This window comes from Treponema socranskii subsp. buccale (assembly GCF_024181585.1).
Taxonomy (GTDB): Bacteria; Spirochaetota; Spirochaetia; order Treponematales; family Treponemataceae; genus Treponema_D; species Treponema_D buccale.
Map to the genome: position 1 here is coordinate 1,830,991 of NZ_CP054258.1, position 20,432 is coordinate 1,851,422.

The 20,432-nt window shown below is 52.1% G+C and carries 18 protein-coding genes; 5 read left to right on the top strand and 13 right to left on the bottom strand.

The window, feature by feature from the left end:
• Positions 1-51: 51 nt before the first annotated feature.
• A complete protein-coding gene (thiI, locus tag HRI97_RS08335; protein WP_253725019.1) occupies positions 52-1,200 on the top strand; it encodes a tRNA uracil 4-sulfurtransferase ThiI in 1,149 nt (382 codons plus the stop codon).
• Positions 1,201-1,210: 10 nt separating this feature from the next.
• Here the strand turns inward: thiI and HRI97_RS08340 are convergent, their stop codons facing one another.
• Positions 1,211-2,344 (bottom strand): MGDG synthase family glycosyltransferase, encoded by a 1,134-nt coding sequence (locus HRI97_RS08340; RefSeq protein ID WP_180486621.1) that lies wholly within the window; start codon positions 2,342-2,344, stop codon positions 1,211-1,213.
• 10 nt (positions 2,345-2,354) lie between these two features.
• Complete coding sequence (locus tag HRI97_RS08345; protein ID WP_253725020.1) at positions 2,355-4,025, bottom strand: hypothetical protein; 1,671 nt, start codon at positions 4,023-4,025, stop codon at positions 2,355-2,357.
• A 63-nt stretch (positions 4,026-4,088) separates the two neighbouring features.
• Here HRI97_RS08345 and HRI97_RS08350 point away from each other — a divergent pair, with 63 nt between their 5' ends.
• Both HRI97_RS08350 and priA read left to right on the top strand, forming a co-directional pair.
• A complete protein-coding gene (locus tag HRI97_RS08350) occupies positions 4,089-4,979 on the top strand; it encodes a uracil-DNA glycosylase (RefSeq protein ID WP_253725021.1) in 891 nt (296 codons plus the stop codon).
• Entirely contained in the window at positions 4,976-6,970 is a 1,995-nt protein-coding gene (gene priA / locus HRI97_RS08355; protein WP_253725022.1) for a replication restart helicase PriA, read from the top strand. Before HRI97_RS08350 ends, priA begins: the two co-directional genes overlap by 4 nt.
• Positions 6,971-7,118: 148 nt before the next feature.
• Here the strand turns inward: priA and truA are convergent, their stop codons facing one another.
• The 10 genes from truA to HRI97_RS08405 form a co-directional block, all read right to left on the bottom strand.
• Positions 7,119-7,910: a tRNA pseudouridine(38-40) synthase TruA gene (gene truA, locus HRI97_RS08360; protein WP_253725023.1), complete on the bottom strand. Its 792-nt coding sequence runs from the start codon at positions 7,908-7,910 to the stop codon at positions 7,119-7,121.
• Positions 7,911-7,918: 8 nt separating this feature from the next.
• Positions 7,919-8,803 carry a DUF2225 domain-containing protein gene (locus tag HRI97_RS08365; protein ID WP_253725024.1) on the bottom strand — a complete coding sequence of 295 codons (885 nt, stop codon included), beginning with the start codon at positions 8,801-8,803 and terminating at the stop codon, positions 7,919-7,921.
• Between the two features lie 32 nt (positions 8,804-8,835).
• Positions 8,836-9,210, bottom strand: coding sequence for a holo-ACP synthase (acpS, locus tag HRI97_RS08370; RefSeq protein WP_180486627.1), 375 nt, complete (start codon positions 9,208-9,210; stop codon positions 8,836-8,838).
• Positions 9,207-10,184, bottom strand: coding sequence for a CdaR family protein (locus HRI97_RS08375; RefSeq protein WP_253725025.1), 978 nt, complete (start codon positions 10,182-10,184; stop codon positions 9,207-9,209). The genes acpS and HRI97_RS08375 overlap by 4 nt, the downstream gene beginning before the upstream one ends.
• Positions 10,162-10,977 carry a diadenylate cyclase CdaA gene (gene cdaA / locus HRI97_RS08380; protein ID WP_180486629.1) on the bottom strand — a complete coding sequence of 272 codons (816 nt, stop codon included), beginning with the start codon at positions 10,975-10,977 and terminating at the stop codon, positions 10,162-10,164. The genes HRI97_RS08375 and cdaA overlap by 23 nt, the downstream gene beginning before the upstream one ends.
• Positions 10,978-11,415: 438 nt before the next feature.
• Positions 11,416-12,231 carry a dihydropteroate synthase gene (gene folP / locus HRI97_RS08385; protein WP_253725026.1) on the bottom strand — a complete coding sequence of 272 codons (816 nt, stop codon included), beginning with the start codon at positions 12,229-12,231 and terminating at the stop codon, positions 11,416-11,418.
• Positions 12,232-12,244: 13 nt separating this feature from the next.
• A complete protein-coding gene (dxs, locus tag HRI97_RS08390; RefSeq protein WP_253725027.1) occupies positions 12,245-14,188 on the bottom strand; it encodes a 1-deoxy-D-xylulose-5-phosphate synthase in 1,944 nt (647 codons plus the stop codon).
• 291 nt (positions 14,189-14,479) lie between these two features.
• On the bottom strand, positions 14,480-14,674 hold the full coding sequence (locus HRI97_RS08395; protein WP_180486632.1) for a DNA-directed RNA polymerase subunit omega: 195 nt from the start codon (positions 14,672-14,674) through the stop codon (positions 14,480-14,482).
• A 112-nt stretch (positions 14,675-14,786) separates the two neighbouring features.
• Positions 14,787-15,713, bottom strand: a complete 927-nt coding sequence (locus tag HRI97_RS08400; protein WP_253725028.1) for a hypothetical protein — start codon at positions 15,711-15,713, stop codon at positions 14,787-14,789.
• On the bottom strand, positions 15,703-16,362 hold the full coding sequence (locus HRI97_RS08405; protein ID WP_253725029.1) for a hypothetical protein: 660 nt from the start codon (positions 16,360-16,362) through the stop codon (positions 15,703-15,705). The genes HRI97_RS08400 and HRI97_RS08405 overlap by 11 nt, the downstream gene beginning before the upstream one ends.
• 183 nt (positions 16,363-16,545) lie before the next feature.
• Here HRI97_RS08405 and HRI97_RS08410 point away from each other — a divergent pair, with 183 nt between their 5' ends.
• A complete protein-coding gene (locus HRI97_RS08410) occupies positions 16,546-18,150 on the top strand; it encodes a xylulokinase (RefSeq protein ID WP_253725030.1) in 1,605 nt (534 codons plus the stop codon).
• Between the two features lie 28 nt (positions 18,151-18,178).
• A complete protein-coding gene (gene araD / locus HRI97_RS08415; protein ID WP_253725031.1) occupies positions 18,179-18,904 on the top strand; it encodes an L-ribulose-5-phosphate 4-epimerase AraD in 726 nt (241 codons plus the stop codon).
• 40 nt (positions 18,905-18,944) lie between these two features.
• Here the strand turns inward: araD and HRI97_RS08420 are convergent, their stop codons facing one another.
• Positions 18,945-20,423 carry a peptidase U32 family protein gene (locus HRI97_RS08420; protein WP_253725032.1) on the bottom strand — a complete coding sequence of 493 codons (1,479 nt, stop codon included), beginning with the start codon at positions 20,421-20,423 and terminating at the stop codon, positions 18,945-18,947.
• Positions 20,424-20,432: the final 9 nt, after the last annotated feature.

Genomic DNA, 20,432 nt, shown 5'->3' on the forward strand with positions numbered 1-20,432 from the left:
CGACATCGCTCGCCCTTGCACGAGCCGGTACGATTATTTATACTGGCGCGTATGACGTATCTTGCAAAGGTCGGAGAGCTTTCTCTCAAAGGTTCGAATATCGACGAATTTAAAAACCGCCTTGCGGCAAACGCGCGGCGGCTGCTCAAAAACGCAAGCGCGAAAGTGAGCGGAAATGCGGGAAGGCTCTATATCGACTGCGACGACGAAGAAGCATCCCGATTCGCGCTCGAGCACCTCATCGGCATTACGGGTTGGGCGAAAGCGACGGTCGTCGAAAAAGACATCGATGCGATAAGCCGTGCAGTCTACGAAGAAGCCGTGCGCGCAAAGGAAAAAGGCGCAAAATCGTTTAAAATCGAAGCGAGGCGGCAGGACAAAGACTTTCCGCTCACTTCCTATGAAATCTGCTGCAAAGCGGCCGACCGCGCATCTCGCGAAAGCGTGCTCGCAGTCGACGTACACTCCCCCGACGTACGCATCTATGTCGAAGTACGCGACCGCTGCTTTGTCTTTTCCGATGCGGAAAAAGGACGGCGCGGCCTTCCCGTCGGATCGAGCGGCAAAGGTCTCCTCCTCCTTTCAGGCGGCATCGATTCGCCCGTAGCGGGCTACCGCATGATGCGGCGCGGCATGAAAATCGACTGCGCGTATTTTCACTCGTATCCGTACACGTCGGAAGAAGCGCAAAAAAAAGTTGAAAGTCTCGCCGCATCCCTTGCAAATTACGGACTCGATACGTATTTGAATATCGTTCCCTTTACCGACGTACAGATGCGCATCAAAGAAAAAGCACCCCAAGCGTGGACGACGCTCATGCTCCGCGTGTGCATGATGAAAACGGCAAACCTCATCGCAGAGCGGACGCACGCGGACTGCATCGTCACCGGCGAAAGTCTCGGACAGGTTGCAAGCCAGACGATCGCCAATTTGAACGTTACCGAACACTTCGCGTCCCGCCCGCTTTTGCGTCCCCTCGTCGGACTCGACAAAGAAGAGATCATCGACACGGCAAGGGAAATCGGCACATACGAAACGTCGATCCTGCCCTATGAAGACTGCTGCGTGCTCTTTTCGCCCAAGCATCCGGTGCTCCGCGCATCAACCGAAGAAGCCGAAGCGATCTATGCATCCCTCGACGCCGATGCATTGATACAAGAAGCATTCGAAAAACGGGAGATAAAACGCTTTTCGGTTTGAACGCGCATTGCTATTTTTCGAGCAAAAGAGAAGCGACTTTTCCGGCATCGGTGTCGAGGTGCACGCTGTCGAAATTCTTTTTCATCTCTTCGTCGAAATTTTTATCGACAAGCAATTCGTTGATTTTTCGGTACACGTCGCGCGGCTTTGTGATATACCAGCCGACTTTATGATCGACTGCAAAGCGCATATTACCGAGCTCCTGGTTGTGAATGTATTTGATGATGATGACGGGCTTCCGGCACGAAATCACTTCCATAAGCGTCGCAGGCCCCGCTTTGATGACGGCGCAGTCGCATATTTTAATCAGTTCGTCGAGGTAATCGATAAAGCCGAACACGTGCAGATCGAGCTTTGGGTACGTACGTCTCAAAAGTTCGAGCGCATCTTTAAACGCTCTGTCGCGCCCGCATACGATTGCGACCGAAAACTGCGCACGGTGCAGCACGCACTCTTTAATGATTTCGACCGCGCCGGGAAGCCCTTCTCCGCCCCCGACGAGCAGTACGATTTTTTTGTCGTCAGTAAAACCGTGCTTCGCTTTCATCGCTGCAATTTCGTCTTTCGACGGCAGCGGCATAAGATACTTTTCGTTCATCAAAAACGGAACAACGGTGACGTTTTGTTCGGGCACACCGCAGACTTCGACGGCCTGCCGCTTTGCCTGTTCCGAAAAGACAAAAAATTTTTGATCGTTTTCGTAAAACCACGCGTTCGGCAGCGTAAACGGATCGGTAACCATGACCGTAAAATTGATCTTTTCGGAAATTTGCCGGAGCGCCGATTTAACAAAGGGCGTGAGGGCAAAGTGAAACGATACGATATCGGTCGGCTGCTTTTCGCGGATGACGCGGCGGAGATAGCGCGTCGTGTGAAAGCGCAGCGGCAGCACGAACATCGTCTGACCCCAGCGGTGCTGCGCCATATCGTAGATGAGCGGAAAAGCGCCGTGAACGTAATTCGTCGCGTAATTATATCCCTTTTCGAACATCAAGTGTCCGAAGAAATTATACTTATCGAAACCGTTGAGCATTTCGATTTCGACGTCGGGATCTTTTTCTTTTAAAGCCGCGGCGAGCACCTTCGCTGCGGAAATGTGACCCGCACCGGTGTTGAGGTATAAAAAAAGAAATTTCCGTTTCATCGTATCTCCGTCAGTATGTCCACTTTATGCCGAGCGACAAAAATATATCGTATTCTTCGTGCAGCTGATTTTTCCAAGCGGTACGCATAACGCGGAATTGCTCATCTGTGGTGCTTTCAGTCGCGCCGGGATACATCGGAGTGTCCATGCCCGCGTTTCCGATATACGTGTATGCGAAGATGCCGTTCAGCTCGAAGAGTCCCGCTTTGACACGAGGAAAACGATATGAAACTTCCGCCCCTCCGCGCGCGGCATACATAATATGTTCCTGAGATAAAAACGGCGTCGAACTGTAGCGCTGTGAATTGATGCCGCCGTCCGTCGCGCGTCCACCTTTGGAAAGCATCTCCCGCAGTTCATCGCCGGAATACGACTGATACACGTTCGCATGACGGGTAATGGAAGCGAACGTCGATACCGAAAAACGTTTTATCGGTTCGAGTTTGATTTTCAAAGAAAGCCTGTCGGAATTCGGCGGAAGGTTCTGCCCGATGCTCCGTCCCCAATTCGTATACGAATGATAATTGTACGATTCGCCGTTCGTGTCTTCGGAAGTATACATATACGGAGAGATGATCGTATAACTGAAAGTGAGCAGTTTGCACGGAGAAGCCTTCGGCGCATAGGAAAGCCCCGTTTTCAATGCAAGGCGGTTATCGGAATTGAGATGAAAGCGCGCAAGCTGCGCTACATCGAGGCGGTCTATACTCACATCGGTAAGCCATGAAACGTCCGGGAAAAAATTATATTCGAACAGAAAACCCGCGATCACGTTGTCGCCGTATCCGTTTGCCGATGCGATGAGCGCTGAGGGAACGGGAATCAAATACGACGGATCGAATCGCTTTCCGTATACGACCGAATCATAATACGACAGGTGTATTTTCCGATTCGGCGAAAAACGCAGCGCATGAAACGAAATGAATTTGCCGTAGGGGCCGTTTTTTCCGAGCATATCCGATGCGCGAAGCGCGGCAAAATATTGTACGAAATCGAAGCGTTCCCCGTCATAGGAAAATGAAAATTCGGGCGCATGATATGCATACGGACTTAAAACATTACCGCCGTCGATATAATTCGTATAGCCGGTGCGGTTATAGCCCGCGCTCACGCCGATTTTTTCGTTCGCGTATGAAACGACGGCATCGGCGCTGAAATCGATTCGGGTCCGTCCCTGACTCACCGGATCGATACTATTGTCGTATGAAGGTATACTCCACAGTTCGCGCACCGTGTTATTTTCATCGCTGGAAAGCCCCGATGAAAGGCATGCGCGTACGCCGGCACCGATACCTTTTTCGAAAAGAACATCGGCTCCCCCCTCGAGGGAAAGTGAAAGAGAACCGTCGGCTCCGTTTTCTTTCGTCGTTCCGTTCTGTCTTACGATACCCGCACTTTCCATTTCCGCCGATATGTGCCACACTTTTGCGAACAGCAACTCGTAATATTCACGCGCTTCAGCCTCCTGTTCGCGATTTCCTTTTTCCATAACCGTAAAAAGAAGACGGCGGACGGTATCGTGAGGATAGGGCTTGAGCTGCGGCAGTTCGGAAATGACACCGGCAATATACCAGCGCAGTGCGGCTTCGTAAAAGTCATCCGTCGGATCAACACCTGCCTGCGCCGAGGCAGCCGAAAAAAGCAGCGCCGCTAAAAAAAACAACGCGAATAATTTTTTCATACACTCGTTTTTTACTATACTCTATTCTTGCGTAAAACACAAGCAATGTGTTATGCTTGCCTTATGCTCGCCGCGGAAAAACAAGCAGTATGGGATCTCCTCAAAACGGCATCGTCGTCGCTGTGCGCTTACCTACCGCGCGCTTTTGCGGAAACACCCGCTTTTTCCGACGACGCCGAATCTGCGGCAAGCGCAGAAGCCTCCGATCGGGCAGCGTACGTTTCCGCATCCTTCGGACGCGCAGGCGATTTTGCAAACAAATCGGCAGCCGCTCCGTCGACGCAGACTTCCGCATCCTTCGGACGCGCCGGCGAGTTTACAGACGCGGGGCAAGCCGATCATGCGAGCGCCGAATCGGGGCGGAGCGGCATCACGCTCGAAGAAGTCGCACAAAAAGTCGCCTCGTGTTCGCGCTGTGCGCTTTCAAAAAAGAGAACGCACACCGTACCGGGCATGGGCGTTCCCCATCCTGCCGTTCTCGTCGTCGGCGAAGGACCGGGAGCGGAAGAAGACGCTCAGGGGCTTCCCTTTGTCGGGCCTGCGGGAAAGCTCCTCGACAAAATGCTCGAAGCGATTTCCCTCTCCCGCGATACGAACTGCTACATCGCAAATATCGTAAAATGCCGTCCGCCGAACAACAGGACGCCGCTTCCCGAAGAAGCGGATGCATGCATTTCCTTTCTCGAAGCGCAGATTCACATACTGAAACCGAAGCTCATCCTCGCAGCGGGCAGAACGGCCGCTCAAAATTTATTAAAAACGACTGAAGCGCTCTCTCGTCTTCGCGGCGCTTTCCGCGATTACAACGGCATACCGCTCCTCGTCACTTATCACCCGAGCGCCCTGCTTCGGGATGTGTCGCTCAAGCGGCCGGCGTGGGAGGATTTAAAACTTTTCCGCGCGGAGCTTTTGCGCCTCGTTCCGGACTACGCAAAAGATTTTATTAAAAAATGATATATCTCGACATCGTTTTAAACGTGCCGGTAAACCGATCGTTTACGTATTCGTATACACCCGACAAAAAAGAAAAAGCCGAAATCGGAATGCGGGTCGAAGTGCCCTTCGGAAACAGAAAGCTTACGGGCTTTATCACGGACATCGGCGATACGGCGCCCGATGACGTGCCGAAAGAAAAAATCCGTGCCGTACGGCGCATCGTAGACGAAGAGCCGCTTTTGACGAGCGAACTTTTTTCTCTCGCAAAATGGATGGCCGATTACTATCTCTGCCCGCTCGGCGAAATCGTTTCGGCGATGATTCCGTCGGGAAGACGCGAAACGGGTTCGGGAGGATTTTCGTTTGCCGACGACATTCCCTCAAGCGAAGTGCACGATCTTTCGGACGAACAGAGACAAGCGGTATCGGATATCCTGTCCGCAAAGACAAAAAACACACGATTCCACTATGTATACGGGCCGACGGGAAGCGGCAAAACGGAAGTATTTTTGCGCGTCGCAGAAGCCGTACTCGCTCAAAACAAAGGCGTCATCTACCTCGTCCCCGAAATCGGGCTTACGCCGCAAGTGATACGCGCAGTGCGCGCCCGTTTCGGAAACACCGCCGCAGTCCTCCATTCCGGTCTCACGCAAAGCCGAAAGTTTTCCGAGTGGAAACGCATCCTCCGAAAAGAAGCGCGCGTCGTCATCGGAGCGCGGAGCGCGGTGTTCGCTCCGGTACCGGATTTGGGACTCATCATCATCGACGAAGAGCACGACGCTTCTTATAAAAGCGGAACGACGCCCCGCTATCACGCGCGCCAAGTTGCGATGTACCGCGCATCGCGCAGTGCAATTCCGCTCGTCATGGGAAGCGCGACGCCGTCGGTCGAATCGTGGTACCTCATGAACGAAGGAAGCCTCGTCCGCCACACGCTCACAAAGCGCCTTGCAGGGGGAACGATGCCTGAAATCGTGCGCATCGATTTGACGAAGGAAAAGACCGACGGCTGCCTTTCTCGTTCACTCGCGAACGAAATCAGGACGACGCTCAATCTCAAAAAGCAGACGATACTCTTTTTAAATCGGAGAGGTTTTACCCACTTTTTCCGATGCGGCGACTGCGGTTACGAGATGACGTGTAAAAACTGTTCCGTGCCGATGACCTATCACAAAAGCGAGCGGCGGCTTCGCTGTCATTACTGCGGATGGTCGGTCGAACCGCCCGAATCGTGCCCCGTCTGCGGTTCGCTCAATATCGGCTATTCCGGATTCGGCACCGAATACATCGAAGCGGAAACGAAAGCGAAATTTCCGAATGCGAAGATCGTCAGAATCGATACGGACGCTTTGACAAAGCGCGGCGAACTCGAAGAAAAACTTGCGGCGTTCGGACGCGGAGATTACGACATCATGCTCGGCACGCAGATGGTCGCCAAGGGACTCAACTTTCCGAACCTGCGTCTCGTCGGCATCGTGCTCGCGGATACGGGGCTCCACATGCCGGACTTCCGCGCTTCCGAGCGCACCTTTTCGCTTATCACGCAGGTTGCGGGCCGCGCGGGGCGTTTTTTCCCGGACGGAAAAGTCCTCGTGCAAACCTACAATCCGTCGAAAGAGCCCGTCGCGCTCGCGTGCACTCACGATACGGAGAAATTTTACGCGTATGAACTCGGCGAGCGAAAGCTCCTCGGTTTTCCTCCGTTCAGCCGCCTCATCCGCCTCGTCTTCCGATCCGCCGATAAAAATGCCGCCGAAGAAACCGCAGCGGCGGGTGCGAAACTCCTTTCGGACGAAATAAAAAAAATGCGGAGCGCAAACGCCGTCGAAATACTCGGTCCCGCAGAATGCCCGATTTTAAAAATATCGCAAAACTACCGCTATCACTTGCTGCTTCGAGGAAGCGATATCCGCCCGCTGCAAAAAGCCGCAAGAACACTCCTCTTCGGCTACAGCCATGCGCAGTCGGTGTACATCGAATGCGACGTCGATCCCGTTTCGCTGTTATAGGTAAAATGTCGAGTTTGGAAAATATCAGCCGGTAAAACTGTGCTTACGGCGAGCGTAGGAACAGCGGCAGTTCCGCTGCTTCTCGTTTCGCCTTTAATTATACGCTTCTTTTTCGCGTATACATTTCCGGTACCTTTTCCCCGTCTCTCTAAGCGTGCCGCCTCTTTCCGTCGAATTTGACTTCGTGTAAAAACAATCCCTGAGGCGGAGCGGTTATGCCGGCTTTTCTCCGATCCTTCTCTTCGATGATTTTTTTTAACGCATCGTCGGGTGCCCCTTTTTTTTCGAGCTGCAAAAGCGTGCCGCAGATCGTGCGCACCATCTTCCACAAAAACGCGTTCGCTTCTATTTCGAATACGACGAGAGTGCCGTACGGAAAGACCTGTTCGGAAAAAAATCGCGCGCGCTCTATATAGCGATTTGTCGAAAGGCTTGCATCCCCCGAAGCGGCGAAAGACGCGCAGTCGAGTTCACCCGAAAGGCATGCGGCGAGCGTATTGAGCTTTTGTACATCGGGCATTCTGAAAAGCGGCCACACGTAACGCGCAAGGTGCGCCGGAGGGGTGCCCGATGCGAACATGCAATAACGGTACACCCTGCTCGTCGCGCTGTAGCGCGCGTTGAACTTTTCATCGACCGAAGCGGCGCTCATAACGCGCACGTCGAGCGGCAGCATATTGTTGATTATTAAAGGATACTTTTCGATCGGGATCGAATCGATCGGAGAAAAAAAATTCGCCGCTTGAGAAAGCGCGTGCACTCCGCTGTCGGTGCGCCCCGAGCCGTAAAGCGTGATATGCGAGCCGTGCAGTTTTGCAAGCGCTTCTTCGAGGACGGCCTGCACCGTGCGAACGCTCTTTCCCTCATCGCTTCCGTCCTGCCGCTGCCATCCGCAAAAGTCGGTACCGTCATAGGAAAGGGTCAATAAAATATTACGCACGAGCTTCCCTAAATATTGTCGTCGCGTACTTCGGCCGAAAGTTTATCGTAGAGGTCGCGCGATTTTTCGAGCAGGGGGCCGGGCTTCGCCTTCGACGATTTTCCGAGACCGAAAATGCGCGCGATCGCCGTTTTCGCCCGGCTCAATTTTTTGAGGCGGAGCTGCTGGTCGTCCGTCTGTCCGTATTTGTATTCGAGCAATCCGCACAGATAGATGACTCCGTCCCAGCCGTAATTTTTATCCATATCGGGGCCGCAGTTTACGAGCATGGAACTTTTTTCAACGCGGTTCATTTCATTTACAACCGCCTGTTCATAAAAAAACGTCGCTTTTTGATAAAACACTTTCGTAATATAATCGTAATTGTGACCCGGGCACCGCTCGTTCAATTCTCCGGTAAGCCACGCGAGACGCAGCGCAAGGATCGCGCGCTTCATCGTCGGGAGCATTTCGACGTTCGCATCCTCGTAGGTGAGCAGCGCAAGATAATATACCGCACAGCCGTCGAAAAGTGTGCGTCGGCGGTGCAGGTCGAAATACGGGAATACGGTGTTTACCGCTTTTCTCCGTTTTTCCGAATCGGAATACATTTTTTCCGCTGCGTCTTTGTTTTTGATGTCTTTAAAATCCGACCACAGCATCGCCGTAAAACAGTTCGGGCACGCGCCGATATCGTAGATGAGGGGATAGATGCGGCCGTATCGCTTCGACGGCTCGAAGATGCGGTGCAGTTCATCGGTGAGTTTTCCGGCTATCATTCTGCCCTGCCCCGAAAGCATAATTTCGCGGTCGAACTCTTTATTGCACACGGGGCACAGGCATTTATCTTTCGACCAATACGAAAGCGCGGTTTTCTTTTTATCGGATTCCTTTTTTACACCTTGTATTGTCATATCCCAACCTTTGCACGCATCATACGATAATTCTACACTTCAATGACGACAAATGCAACGGTATATTCTTTTTCATGACTGAGCGATACGAATATGCGCGCACCCTTTCCGCACCGCCTTTCGACGAGACCGGCTGCGCGCCCTTCGAGGTACAGTTCGGGCTTACCGTCTTCATTGTGTCCGACATAGATGTCTCCGAGCTGAAAGCCCGCAACGCCGGTTCCGAGCGCTTTTGAAAAGGCTTCTTTAACGGCAAATCGCGATGCATAGTGTTCCTGCAACGTTTGGCGTGAACCGGAAGTTTTTATCTCTCGTTTATTAAAAAAGCGCTCGATTAAATCGGGGTTTTCGACCCACTTCGCAAAGCGGCGTACGTCGGCAATGTCGGTTCCGATGCCGTAGATCATCGGTTCTCCGCTCCGAGATCGGCGTTGTCTTCGCGCCGTGCGCGTACCGAAACGCTTACCGCTTCCGCGCTTTGATTTTCTATTTGAAAATACGACGGAAGCGTAATGTGTACGGGCAAATCGTAGGTGCCCGCTTTGTCGATCGCGCTGCAGTCGGCGTATACGGCGCCTTCACTCAAATCATAATCTTCGAGCATCGGTACCGTCCCCGCTACATCGAAACTTATCTTCGGAGCCTCTCCTTCCGCTTCGAACCACTCCGGCAAAAACAAAAGACGTACCGGTACGTCGGTAAACTTTTTTACGAGCGGTTCTTCCGCGACTTCGATCCGTACGGTATAGGATTTTGCAGGGTTTATCGCGAGAAGCGAATTGATGTTTTGCAGCGACGCTTCGACCGTTTTCGACTCGGAAAGAGAGGTCACGTCGATCGCGGACGTATACACTTGCTTTGTTTCGTCTACCGATCTGCGAGGACCTGTGATTTCGACCGTCGCCGGTTCCACCGTCGTTTTCGTAACGGTATAGCCGTGCCGCACTTCGCCGGAAAGAGCCGGCGTAACCGACACGTACTTCAGCGTCTTTTCTTCGAGGCGCATCGACACCGATTCGGGATTCAATTTTATTTCAAAGGGATCCATGAGCAAAAGTTTCGGCGACAAGTGCACCGATACGGGAATCGAAAAGCTCCCTTCCTTTTCATATTTTGTCAAATCGATCGTTGCCGTAAAATCGCTCTGCAGCGTTTCGGCGATGTTTTCCGCCGTCGAGCGTACCGTTATGCGCACGTATTCGGGATAATCGCTCATCGGATACATACCGCCGTCTGCAACGATCTTTAACGGAACGGTGTACGTTTTCCGGTCGAGGAGCGATGTGATGTGCACGAGATACAGCACGAGTGCGATGCCGAAGCAGATCACTTTTGCCGGCCAATTTTCCATAATCTTTTCAAACAGCCGCTTTATTTTCATCTATCGTATCCTCTACCTGATATGCATCGGGCGTAATTTCGAGAAGGTTTTCGAGAATCTTCGTGAGCTCCGTCATCGTCAAATCGTAGTGCAGCTTCGAATCGTATGCGAGGCTTATCGCTCCCGTCTCTTCCGACACGACGAGCACGACGGCGTCGGAAACTTCGGAAAGCCCGAGAGCGGCGCGGTGCCGCGTACCGAAAGTTTTTTTAATATCGTACTGTTCGCTCAACGGCAAAAAGCAGCCTGCAGCGAGGAGCTTTCCGCCGAGCACAAAACACGCGCCGTCGTGCAGAGGGGTGTCCATGCCGAAGATCGTCACGAGCAGGCTCGACGAAAGATCGGCGTTGAGCTTTGTACCGGTGTTGAGGATATCGTCCATCTTCGTGTGCCGCTCGAATACGACGAGCATACCGCGCTTTTGCTTTGACAATATCTCCGCCGCGATCAAAACCGAATCGACGTAGGTATGCTTTGAACGGCTGCCGAAAGCGAACCACCTGCTCTGTCCGAGCTTTAAAAAGAGCTTTCGCATTTCGGGCTGAAACACGATCGCAAAGGCGATGAGAAGACCCGGCCCCATAACGGTCAATATCCACTGCAGCGTTTCCAGATGCAGAAAAATGGAAGCGGCATAGGCCAAGCCGACGATGACGGCGGCACGGATGATCTGCATACCGTTCGTTTTGACGATGAGCTCGTACGCTTTATACAGGATAAAGGTGAGGATACCGATGTCGAGGATGAGCCGGATATAATCGTAGGCTGCACGCAAACTGTCCAACGCTTTCAATGTAATCCTCCATAAAAACTTTTGCAGACCGCAAACGGTCAATCGGTTCAATGGACTGTCGAAAAAGTAATCGACTTTTGAGACAGTCCCTTTTCCATCCGTTTCGTGCACCAACTGAATGGCGAGTTTTGAACACAAATAACAGTTTGCGGCGGCAACCTTCCGGCTGCGTGACAAAACGGCCGGAAGTGTACACGATGCGGCGCAACAGCGGGAGACCCGCGTGCGACTTTGTGCGTTCAGCTTGCGGAAGCGACGTTCGGCTTCGCCTCACTACCGAGTTTGCGTCGCAAACTCGCTGTATCTACGGAACGGTTGTACTTTTACACGCAGCGCCCGCTGTGAGAGCCGCACTTGTTCACAATTCCGAACGATTGTACCGCAGCAGGTCTCGCCGAAAGCATAGCTTTATTCACACATACTCTCAAAACTCATCATTCAACCTAATGCTTTCATGACGCGAAGCGAATCGACGGCCGCCGCCACATCGTGCACGCGGACGAGGGACGCACCTCGCATAACGGCGATCATATCCGCCGCAACCGTACCGCAGAGCCGATCTTCGGCACGACGTCCCGTCATCTCGCCGATGCAGGTTTTCCGCGACAGCGCCATGAGCACGGGATACGTACCCCCGCAGAGCTTTCCGCAATTTTTAATAAGAATGCGGTTCGCTTCGAAATCTTTGCCGAAACCGATACCCGGATCGACAATGATTTTATTCGGCTCGATGCCTCGTGAAAGGGCATACGAAACGCGAGAGGCGAGATATGCGTCTACTTCCCGAAACACGTCTCGGTACGACGTATTATCTTGCATTATAGCAGGAATTCCGCGTTTATGCATCAGTATGACGGGGATCCCTTTTTCGGCGGCAAAGGATGCGATGTCCTCATCGTCTTCGAGAGCGGAAACGTCGTTTAAGATATCCGCGCCTTCCGAAACTGCAGCTTCGATCACTTCCTTTTTCCGCGTATCGACCGAAATCGCTGCGGACGATGCGGCTCGAATCTTTTTGATCACCGGAATGATGCGCCGTATCTCTTCTTCCGCCGACACGTATGCCGCTCCCGGCCTCGTCGATTCCCCGCCTATGTCGATGATGTCGGCTCCTTCATCGATGAGTTTTAACGCAAGATCTTCGCCGCCCCTGCTCCCTTCCCAAAACGAATCGGGCGTTACATTTACGATGCCCATGACAAAGGCGGACATTTCCGTTTTAATAATTCCGTCTTTGAGTAAAAGCGTTTTCACCGGCCGCACCCCTTTAGGCGTTTCGACTTTCGGCAAGACGTAGCGCCGCCGCCGCGATGTCTTCGCTCGACATGTGCGCATCCCGGCAGATTTCGGATCGCGTTCCCTGCGGATAAAATCGATCTGCAAACGCTTTTACCGCAACGTTTCGAATGTCTCGCTTTACCAAAACCGCTTCGAGATACGAAGCGATGCCGCCGGTCAAAACCCCGTCTTCAACGATGACCGCTCCGTCGTATGAAGAGGCGGTGTGCGCAAAATATTCTTCGTCTATCGGCTTAATAAAACGGAGCGCGTAGATATCGGCATAGATGCCCTTCATCAAAAGCGATCGACAAGCGACGAGCGTTTCCGCGTACATCCCGCCCGTACACACAAAGAGTATGCGGATAAAAGTTCCCGCTTTTTTTTCTTCGAAGTACGCTTCCTGCAAAGGCGCGATATCCGATGCCGAAACGATGACACCCCTGCCCGCTTCGATCGGAGATGAAAAAGATGCCTGCTCCGACGGGCACGTGAGCTTCGGATAACGGATTACCGTCGCACCATCGGATTCGACGGCAAAAGAAAGGCAGCGCTTTAAATCTTCGGCAGTCGCGGGGCACAGAATGCGAAGCTGCGGAATCGGACGCAAAAGCGCAATATCGAACAAGCCCTGATGCGTCTCACCGTCACCCGGAACGACGCCCGCTCGGTCGAGCATAAAAACGACATGAACGTCCTGCAGCGCGATATCGTGAATCATCTGATCGATCGCCCGCTGCATAAAGGTTGAATAGATGCACACGACCGGCACGAGACCGCCCCGCGCGAGAGCGCCCGCAAAAGTGACGGCGTGTTCTTCGGCGATGCCGACGTCGAAAAAGCGATTCGGATAACGACGTGCAAAAGCGTTCAAGCCCGTACCCTTCGCCATGGCGGCCGTCACGGCGACGATCTTTTCATCCTTTTCGGCAAGCGAAATGAGGATATCGCTGAACGATTCGGTAAAACTCAATGCATCGAATTTTTCGACCGCGCCGTCGGATATGAGAAAGGGACCGATGCCGTGGAAACGTTCGGGATTGTCTTCGGCGGGACTGTAGCCCTTGCCCTTTTTCGTTACGACGTGGACGACGACCGGACGCGGAAGTTTTTCCACGCGGCGGAACACCTTTTCAAGCGTTTGTTCGTCGTGACCGTTCAAGGGGCCTACGTATTCGAATCCCAAATCGACAAACAAATTGTTCGTCAAAAACATACCCTTGAGGGCACGCTTAAAGCGGAACGCGAGTTTTTCAAGTTTTTTGTTAAAATACGGAACGCGGTCGATAAAGCGGTCGATTTTATAACGGAGGGTTTGATACTGAGCGGACATCGTCATCCGCGAAAGATAGCGCGAAATGGATCCCGTATTGTGATCGATCGACATCTGATTGTCGTTGAGCACGACGATGAGATTTTTTGCAAGCTGACCCGCGTGGGACAGCGCTTCGAAAGCCATACCCCCCGTAAGCGCTCCGTCGCCGATAACGGCGACGACCTTTCCGCCTTTGTTTTGAATATCGCGGGAAACGAGGAGACCGAGCGCCGAAGAAATCGACGTCGACGCGTGACCGACGCTGAAAAAATCGTGCTCGCTTTCGTCTCTCCGCGTAAAACCCGAAATGCCGCCCGAAAGGCGGAGCGTCGGAAACGAAGCATAGCGCCCGGTCAGCAATTTGTGCGCGTAGCATTGATGACTCACATCCCATACGATCGCGTCTTCGGGACTCGAAAACACGCGGTGCAGCGCAATCGTAAGTTCGACGACGCCGAGATTGCTTGCGAGATGACCGCCGTTTTTACCGACGACTTCGATAATCGTTTTTCTGATTTCACGGGCAAGAAAAGGAAGTTCGGATGTCGGAAGTTTTTTAATATCTGCAGGGGAACGTATGCCGGAAAGGATCGTAAAAAACCTCCGTATTACAAACAAAAAAGACCGCAGCGGTTACACGAACACACGCGGCCTGTTCACAAAGTTTAAGCAAAAATCATTTACTCTTGTGTCTGTTTTTTCTGAGCATCTTTTTTCGCTTATGTGTCGCCATCTTTTGACGTTTTCTTTTTTTCCCACAGGGCACGACATACTCCTTACATCGAATAGTGTTTTCCAGTATCGCAAAATTCACGCAGTACGTCAAGAGCGCGACGGAACATTATGCAGCAAAAACAGTTTTTTTTAAGAACCGTAAGTGCAAAAAGAATCGGCGGTCGACGCACAGCCTTATTGTCGTTCGATTTTAAACGTCACTTCGTCGTCAAAAAGCTGACGTGCGGCAAGAGAGACGACTTTACCGTCGTTTTCTTCGATTTCCGGATCTTCGACTTTTGCCAGCTGAAACGCACGGCGGCTCGCCGCAACGGTGATTTCATAAATATTGTCGCTGTATTTTACAAGTTCTTCAAGCGGAAATACCATATACTACCTCATGCGATATTATAACGACATTATAAGAAAAAGATGCGGCGTTGTAAAGGTCTTTGCCGGTGCTGCAGACCGTCGAAAAACAAACGACTTTAAACGCTCCCTTTCACACGCATAAATTTTTCGTCGCTTTTTCGTATATAAATCGCAAGTCTTCTTCCTGCAGGGATGTATAGACGCAATCCGCACAGGTTCGGCTTCCCCCGTCCGCGCGGTATATCTTTGCAGGCACGCAGGTCGCAAAAACGTCACGCTTGGCTACGGGTCCTTTTTTCAGCGAAAACGACAATTTGAGCGCGTATTCCGCACCTCGAGAAAGCTGAAAATTTTCATCGGTGCTGCCGAATACGATGCGTTCGTGATCGACATACAGGATGTCGAGCGGTTTTACGCTTCCCGAAAACGATTTTATTCTCGTCTCCCGTTCCGTAAGATAGCGGCATATCGGAATGAGCTGCAAGCCGTTGCCCGCGTTTTTTTCTTTTTTCGCTTCGGCGACAAATCGTTCGAGATATGCTTTTGCAGCCTTTTGATTTTCAAGCGCGATCGATGCCCACACGGGACGCACAAAAAGTTCGCAGCCTTCGCAGGGCACGCAGTCGAAATTGACGGTCGCCTTATTGCTGCACGAATAGTAGATCGTCGCCGAAAAATCGTAATCGTGTTTCACTTCGGTATTTTTTATGCGGCAAATCGCTTCGGGAGCGGCAAAGGCAAGTCCCGATTTTACCGATCGCATTTCCGTGATAAAAAAAAGCCCGACACTGTTAAAATAGAATTCTATTCGCACCCGCTTTCCTGCAAAGCCGATTACCGACTGCGGCGGATTTTTTAATAAAATTATATCGCCGCCGCCCGAAGCGAATTGTTCCGATTTAAGCGCAACGGGAAACACGGCGGACGAAGGCGGTTTCACGGTCTCTCCCGATCCGTCTTCTTTTTCAATCGGCGTTACGGTAACGGGAACATTCCCGTCGATCAAATACCGGAGTACAAGCTCGCGCTCTATGCCGGTTAAAGTATTATTTTCCATCGAACCGCTCCCATTTCCGTATTTCGATATTATTAATTTTATACGTTTCTCCGTCTTTTTCGAAATAGAGCAGCACGTCGACGCTGCCGCCGGAAAAAGCGAAACGCACGGGAACTTCCGCTCCCGCATCGTCGATAAACGGAGAAGCGCAAAGAGATGAATTAAAAAGCGGCGTTTGCGCATCCGGAAAATCCCGTCCGAAATGCGTTTTCCATCCGCTTTTCAAATCCGACAGAAAAAAAACGTACGAAAATAAATTTTCAGGGGCAAAAGATGCGTCCGCGCTCTCGTTGCGGGAAAGTGCGGAAATAAAAGCGTCGAGCGCGTTTTGCAATTCGCGCGATACGAGGGAAGTATCGAGACTTCCTAATCCGCTCACAAAAGGATAGAGCTCTGCCGGCTGAGCAAGCGAAGCGATCACCGATTCGGCTTCAAGCTTTACCGAAGAGAGGATGCCGTTCTTTTCGGCAATCGTTTGCACAAGCCTTTCTTTTTCGATTTCGCGCGTCCACAGCGTATCCGCATCTTTTACGGCGGCTTTCGCGCGGAGCGTTTCCCCCGGATCGGAGACGAAGACGGCTTGATTGTCCGAGCACGATGCGGCAAAAAAAAGGATACCGAACGCAAAAAAAAGGAGCGGACGCTTCATACCATAACCATAACACAATATCGTGAAAAAATCCACGTATGAGCTTTTCGTTTGTCCCATATTTTATCCGGCAGCAGACAAACGAAAAAGCTCTTGTTTTCTCATCTCTTGACAATAAGTACCGAAAGATTATACCGTAATCACGGATACATTATACGGGTACATCAGGAGCGGCAATATTTTATGGAAGCAAAACTCATCGCAGAAGAAATACGATCGGGCAAAGCGATCCTCGGCATCGAACTCGGTTCGACGAGGATAAAATCGGTGCTCATCGATACGAAAAATGTCCCCGTCGCACAGGGTGCTTTCGATTGGGAAAACTCCTTTATCGACGGCATCTGGACCTATCCGCTCGATAAAGTGTACGAAGGCATCGCGGAAAGTTACGCTCGAATGAAAGAAGATGTCATGCAAAAGTACGGCGTAGAGCTCACAAAGCTGCGAGCGCTCGGCATCAGCGCGATGATGCACGGCTACCTCGTCTTCGACAAGTCCGGCAATCTGCTCGTCCCGTTCCGTACTTGGCGCAATACGATCACGACGGAAGCGGCGGCAAAGCTTTCGGCGTTCTTCGATTACCCCGTTCCCGAACGATGGAGCATATCCCATCTGTATCAGGCTGTTTTAAACGGCGAAAAGCATGTCGGAGACGTCGCGTTTATGACGACGCTCTCAGGCTACGTGCATTGGAAGCTGACAGGGAAAAAAGTGCTCGGTGTGGGAGATGCGTCGGGTATGTTCCCGATCGACATCGCAACAAAAAATTACAATAAAAAAATGCTCGGCCGGTTTTCATCGCTCGTCGCGGAAAAAAAGTACGGCTGGAATATCGAAAGCGTTTTGCCCGAAGTGCTCGTTGCGGGAGACGACGCGGGTTCTCTTACGAAAGAAGGCGCCGCTCTGCTCGACAAAGACGGTGCGCTCGAAAGCGGCATTCCGCTCTGCCCGCCCGAAGGAGATGCGGGCACCGGCATGGTCGCAACGAATTCGGTCGCAAAGCGCACGGGCAACGTTTCGGCAGGCACATCCGTATTTGCGATGGTCGTGCTCGAAAAAGAGCTTTCAAAAACGTACAGCTGCAAAATCGATTTGGTGACGACGCCCGACGGTTCTCTTACGGCGATGGCACACGCAAACAACTGTACCGGAGAATACGACAGCTGGATCGGCGTTTTCGGTGAAGCGGCGGCAGCTCTCGGCGCTCGCTTCGACAAAGGAACGCTCTACGATACGCTGCTCGGCCTCGCGTTGAAAGGGGACAAAGACTGCGGCGGTCTCATGCCGTACAACTATATTTCAGGCGAATCGATGACGGGTCTCGAATCAGGACGACCGCTTTTTGTGCGAACGCAAAGTGCCGGCTTTAGCCTTGCCAATTTTATGCGCGCCCAACTCTTTACCGCACTCGGCGCGCTACGTACCGGCATGGACATTCTGTTCGACAAAGAGCACGTCGCCCTCGATACCCTCGTCTGCCACGGAGGATTTTTCAAAACGGCGGAAACCGGTCTTCGCGTTATGGCGGCGGCAATGCACACGAAAGTCGCCGCTCTCGAGACGGCGGGCGAAGGCGGCCCATGGGGAATCGCCCTTCTCGCTTCATATATGGTACATAAAAACGGACGCAGCCTCGCGCAATTTTTAAACGAAGACGTATTTGCATCGAGCGAATCGAAAACCGTCGTACCCGATCCCGCCGACGTCGAAGGATTCAATACATTCTTTGCGCGCTATACGAAGGGATTGCCCGTCGTAAAAGCCGCGACGGAATACATCGATTGGTAGAAACGACAATTTTTTACGGGAGACAAATATGGCAGGTGCATATCAAAGTTTAAAAGAAGAAGCATACGAAGCGAATATGGAAATCCCCAAACACGATCTCGCCGTGTACACGTGGGGCAACGTTTCCGCATTCGATGCGGGAAAAAGCGTGTTTGCGATAAAGCCGTCGGGCGTCCCTTATTCCGAATTGACGAGCGACGCTATGGTCGTCGTCGATTTGGACGGAAAAATCGTCGAAGGGAAACTGCGCCCGTCTTCGGATACGCAGACGCACATCGTTTTGTATAAAGAATTCGCTGTAAAAGGCGGATGCAAAGTCGGCGGAATCATCCACACGCATTCGCCGGCTGCAGTCGGTTGGGCACAGGCGATGCGCGCCGTTCCGCTCTTCGGTACGACGCACGCCGATCACATCCAAACGGAAATCCCGTGTACGCCCTATCTTTCAAAAGAAGCCGTCGAACGCGATTACGAAAAAGAGACGGGTACGCTGATCGTCGAACATTTTAAACAGCACGGCTACAATCCGTCCGAAACGAATATGGTACTCGTCGGCGGACACGGCCCCTTTGCGTGGGGAAGCGATGCGGCAAAAGCGGTGTACAACGGCGTCGTCCTCGAAGAAGTGTGCAAGATGGCGCTCAATACGATACTCGTCAATCCGGGCGCGATGCAGCTTCCCGACTACATCGTCAACAAGCACTATATGCGAAAGCACGGTCCCGCCGCTTACTACGGACAGCAAAACAGATAGAGGCAATTTAAATTGCTCGACAGCCCGCCGAACAATCCGTCTACCGCTTCGATGCTTTCGCCCGCTCAGGCAGGTACGCTTCGTCGCGGATACGAACGAGAGAAGAGCTTTCAAGCGCCGTCGAACTGTAGAGCACGCACGGATGTCCGTCGAATGCCCATGAACGAAGCGTGCCCGTTTCGGAATCGATGAGGAGCCACTCGCCCGCTTCAGCTTTTCGAAGCGCGCATCCGGGCGAAATGATTTCAAGCGTATCGGCCGTATCGATTTTATTAAAAGGCGTAAACTCATACATACGCCAGCCGTCTTTTTTTTCGGCTGCGGCGGGTATTTTTTCAGGATGATTTTTTAAATCGCGTTCGCGCGCAAAGCGCGCTTCGTTACACAAAGCCGCAAGCGATTTTTGAAAATCGCACACCGTTTTTTCTCCGCGCAAAAAGATCGAACTCTGCTCCGCTTCGCTCACTTCGCTTCCGATTTCCGCCGCAAGCGCATAGGGACTGTCGGATGCGCCGCTTGTCGTCACGTCGGCGTCTTCGCGGCTGTAGTAAAATCCCGTCGTCGATTCCCGATGCGGCACATTGTCGAGCTCTGCGATAAAAGGAGCAGCCTCTTCGAAAGAAATTTTGCCGTCGAGCGCGTCGAGCGCTTTACGGTACGCCCTCGTTACGAGCGCAACGTAATACACGCTTTTCATCCGTCCTTCGATTTTTATCGCGTCGATACCCGCGTCTTTCATATCCGAAAGCTTATCGATCATATTGAGATCTTTACTCGAAAGGACTGCGGTAAAATTATCGCCTTCAAAAATCGGAAAATATTCACCTGCTCTTTTTTCTTCCGAAAGCCGCAATACACCCGATGAGGCGAGACGCTTCGCAGCATCCGCATCGAAAAACCGATTTTCGTCCGCGCTCACGCTGAAATTCCAGCGGCACGTATGAGAGCAAAAACCGCTCTGAGCGCTCCTACCTGTAAGATAGGCGCTCATAAGACAGCGACCGGAATAGGCGATGCACATGGCGCCGTGACAAAAGGCTTCGAGCTCCATATCGGGAACGGCGTCTTTAATTTCTCGGATCTCTTTTAGCGAAGCTTCCCGTCCGAGCACGATGCGTTTAAATCCGAGCCGCTTATAAAACAAAGCGGCGGAAGCGTTGATGCAGCTCGCCTGCGTGCTCAAGTGAAGCGCCGCGCCGGGGAACGCTTTTTGCAAAATCGGCACGATGCCCAAATCCTGCACGATAAACGCATCGATCGGATAGCGCTTAAAATAATCGATATTGTTTTGAAAAGAAGCGATATCGTCATTGTGAAAGGCGATGTTGAGCGCGCAGTAAAGTTTTTTTCCGGGAAAGCGTTTTTTGAGCTCACATACTTGCTCGTATTCGTCGTCGTAAAAATTGTCGGCTTTGACGCGGAGCGAAAAATGCTTGAGACCGATGTACGCGGCGTCCGCTCCGTACGCGTATGCACAGTATAATTTTTTTACATTGCCTGCAGGCGAAAGAAGTTCCATCGCAAAACT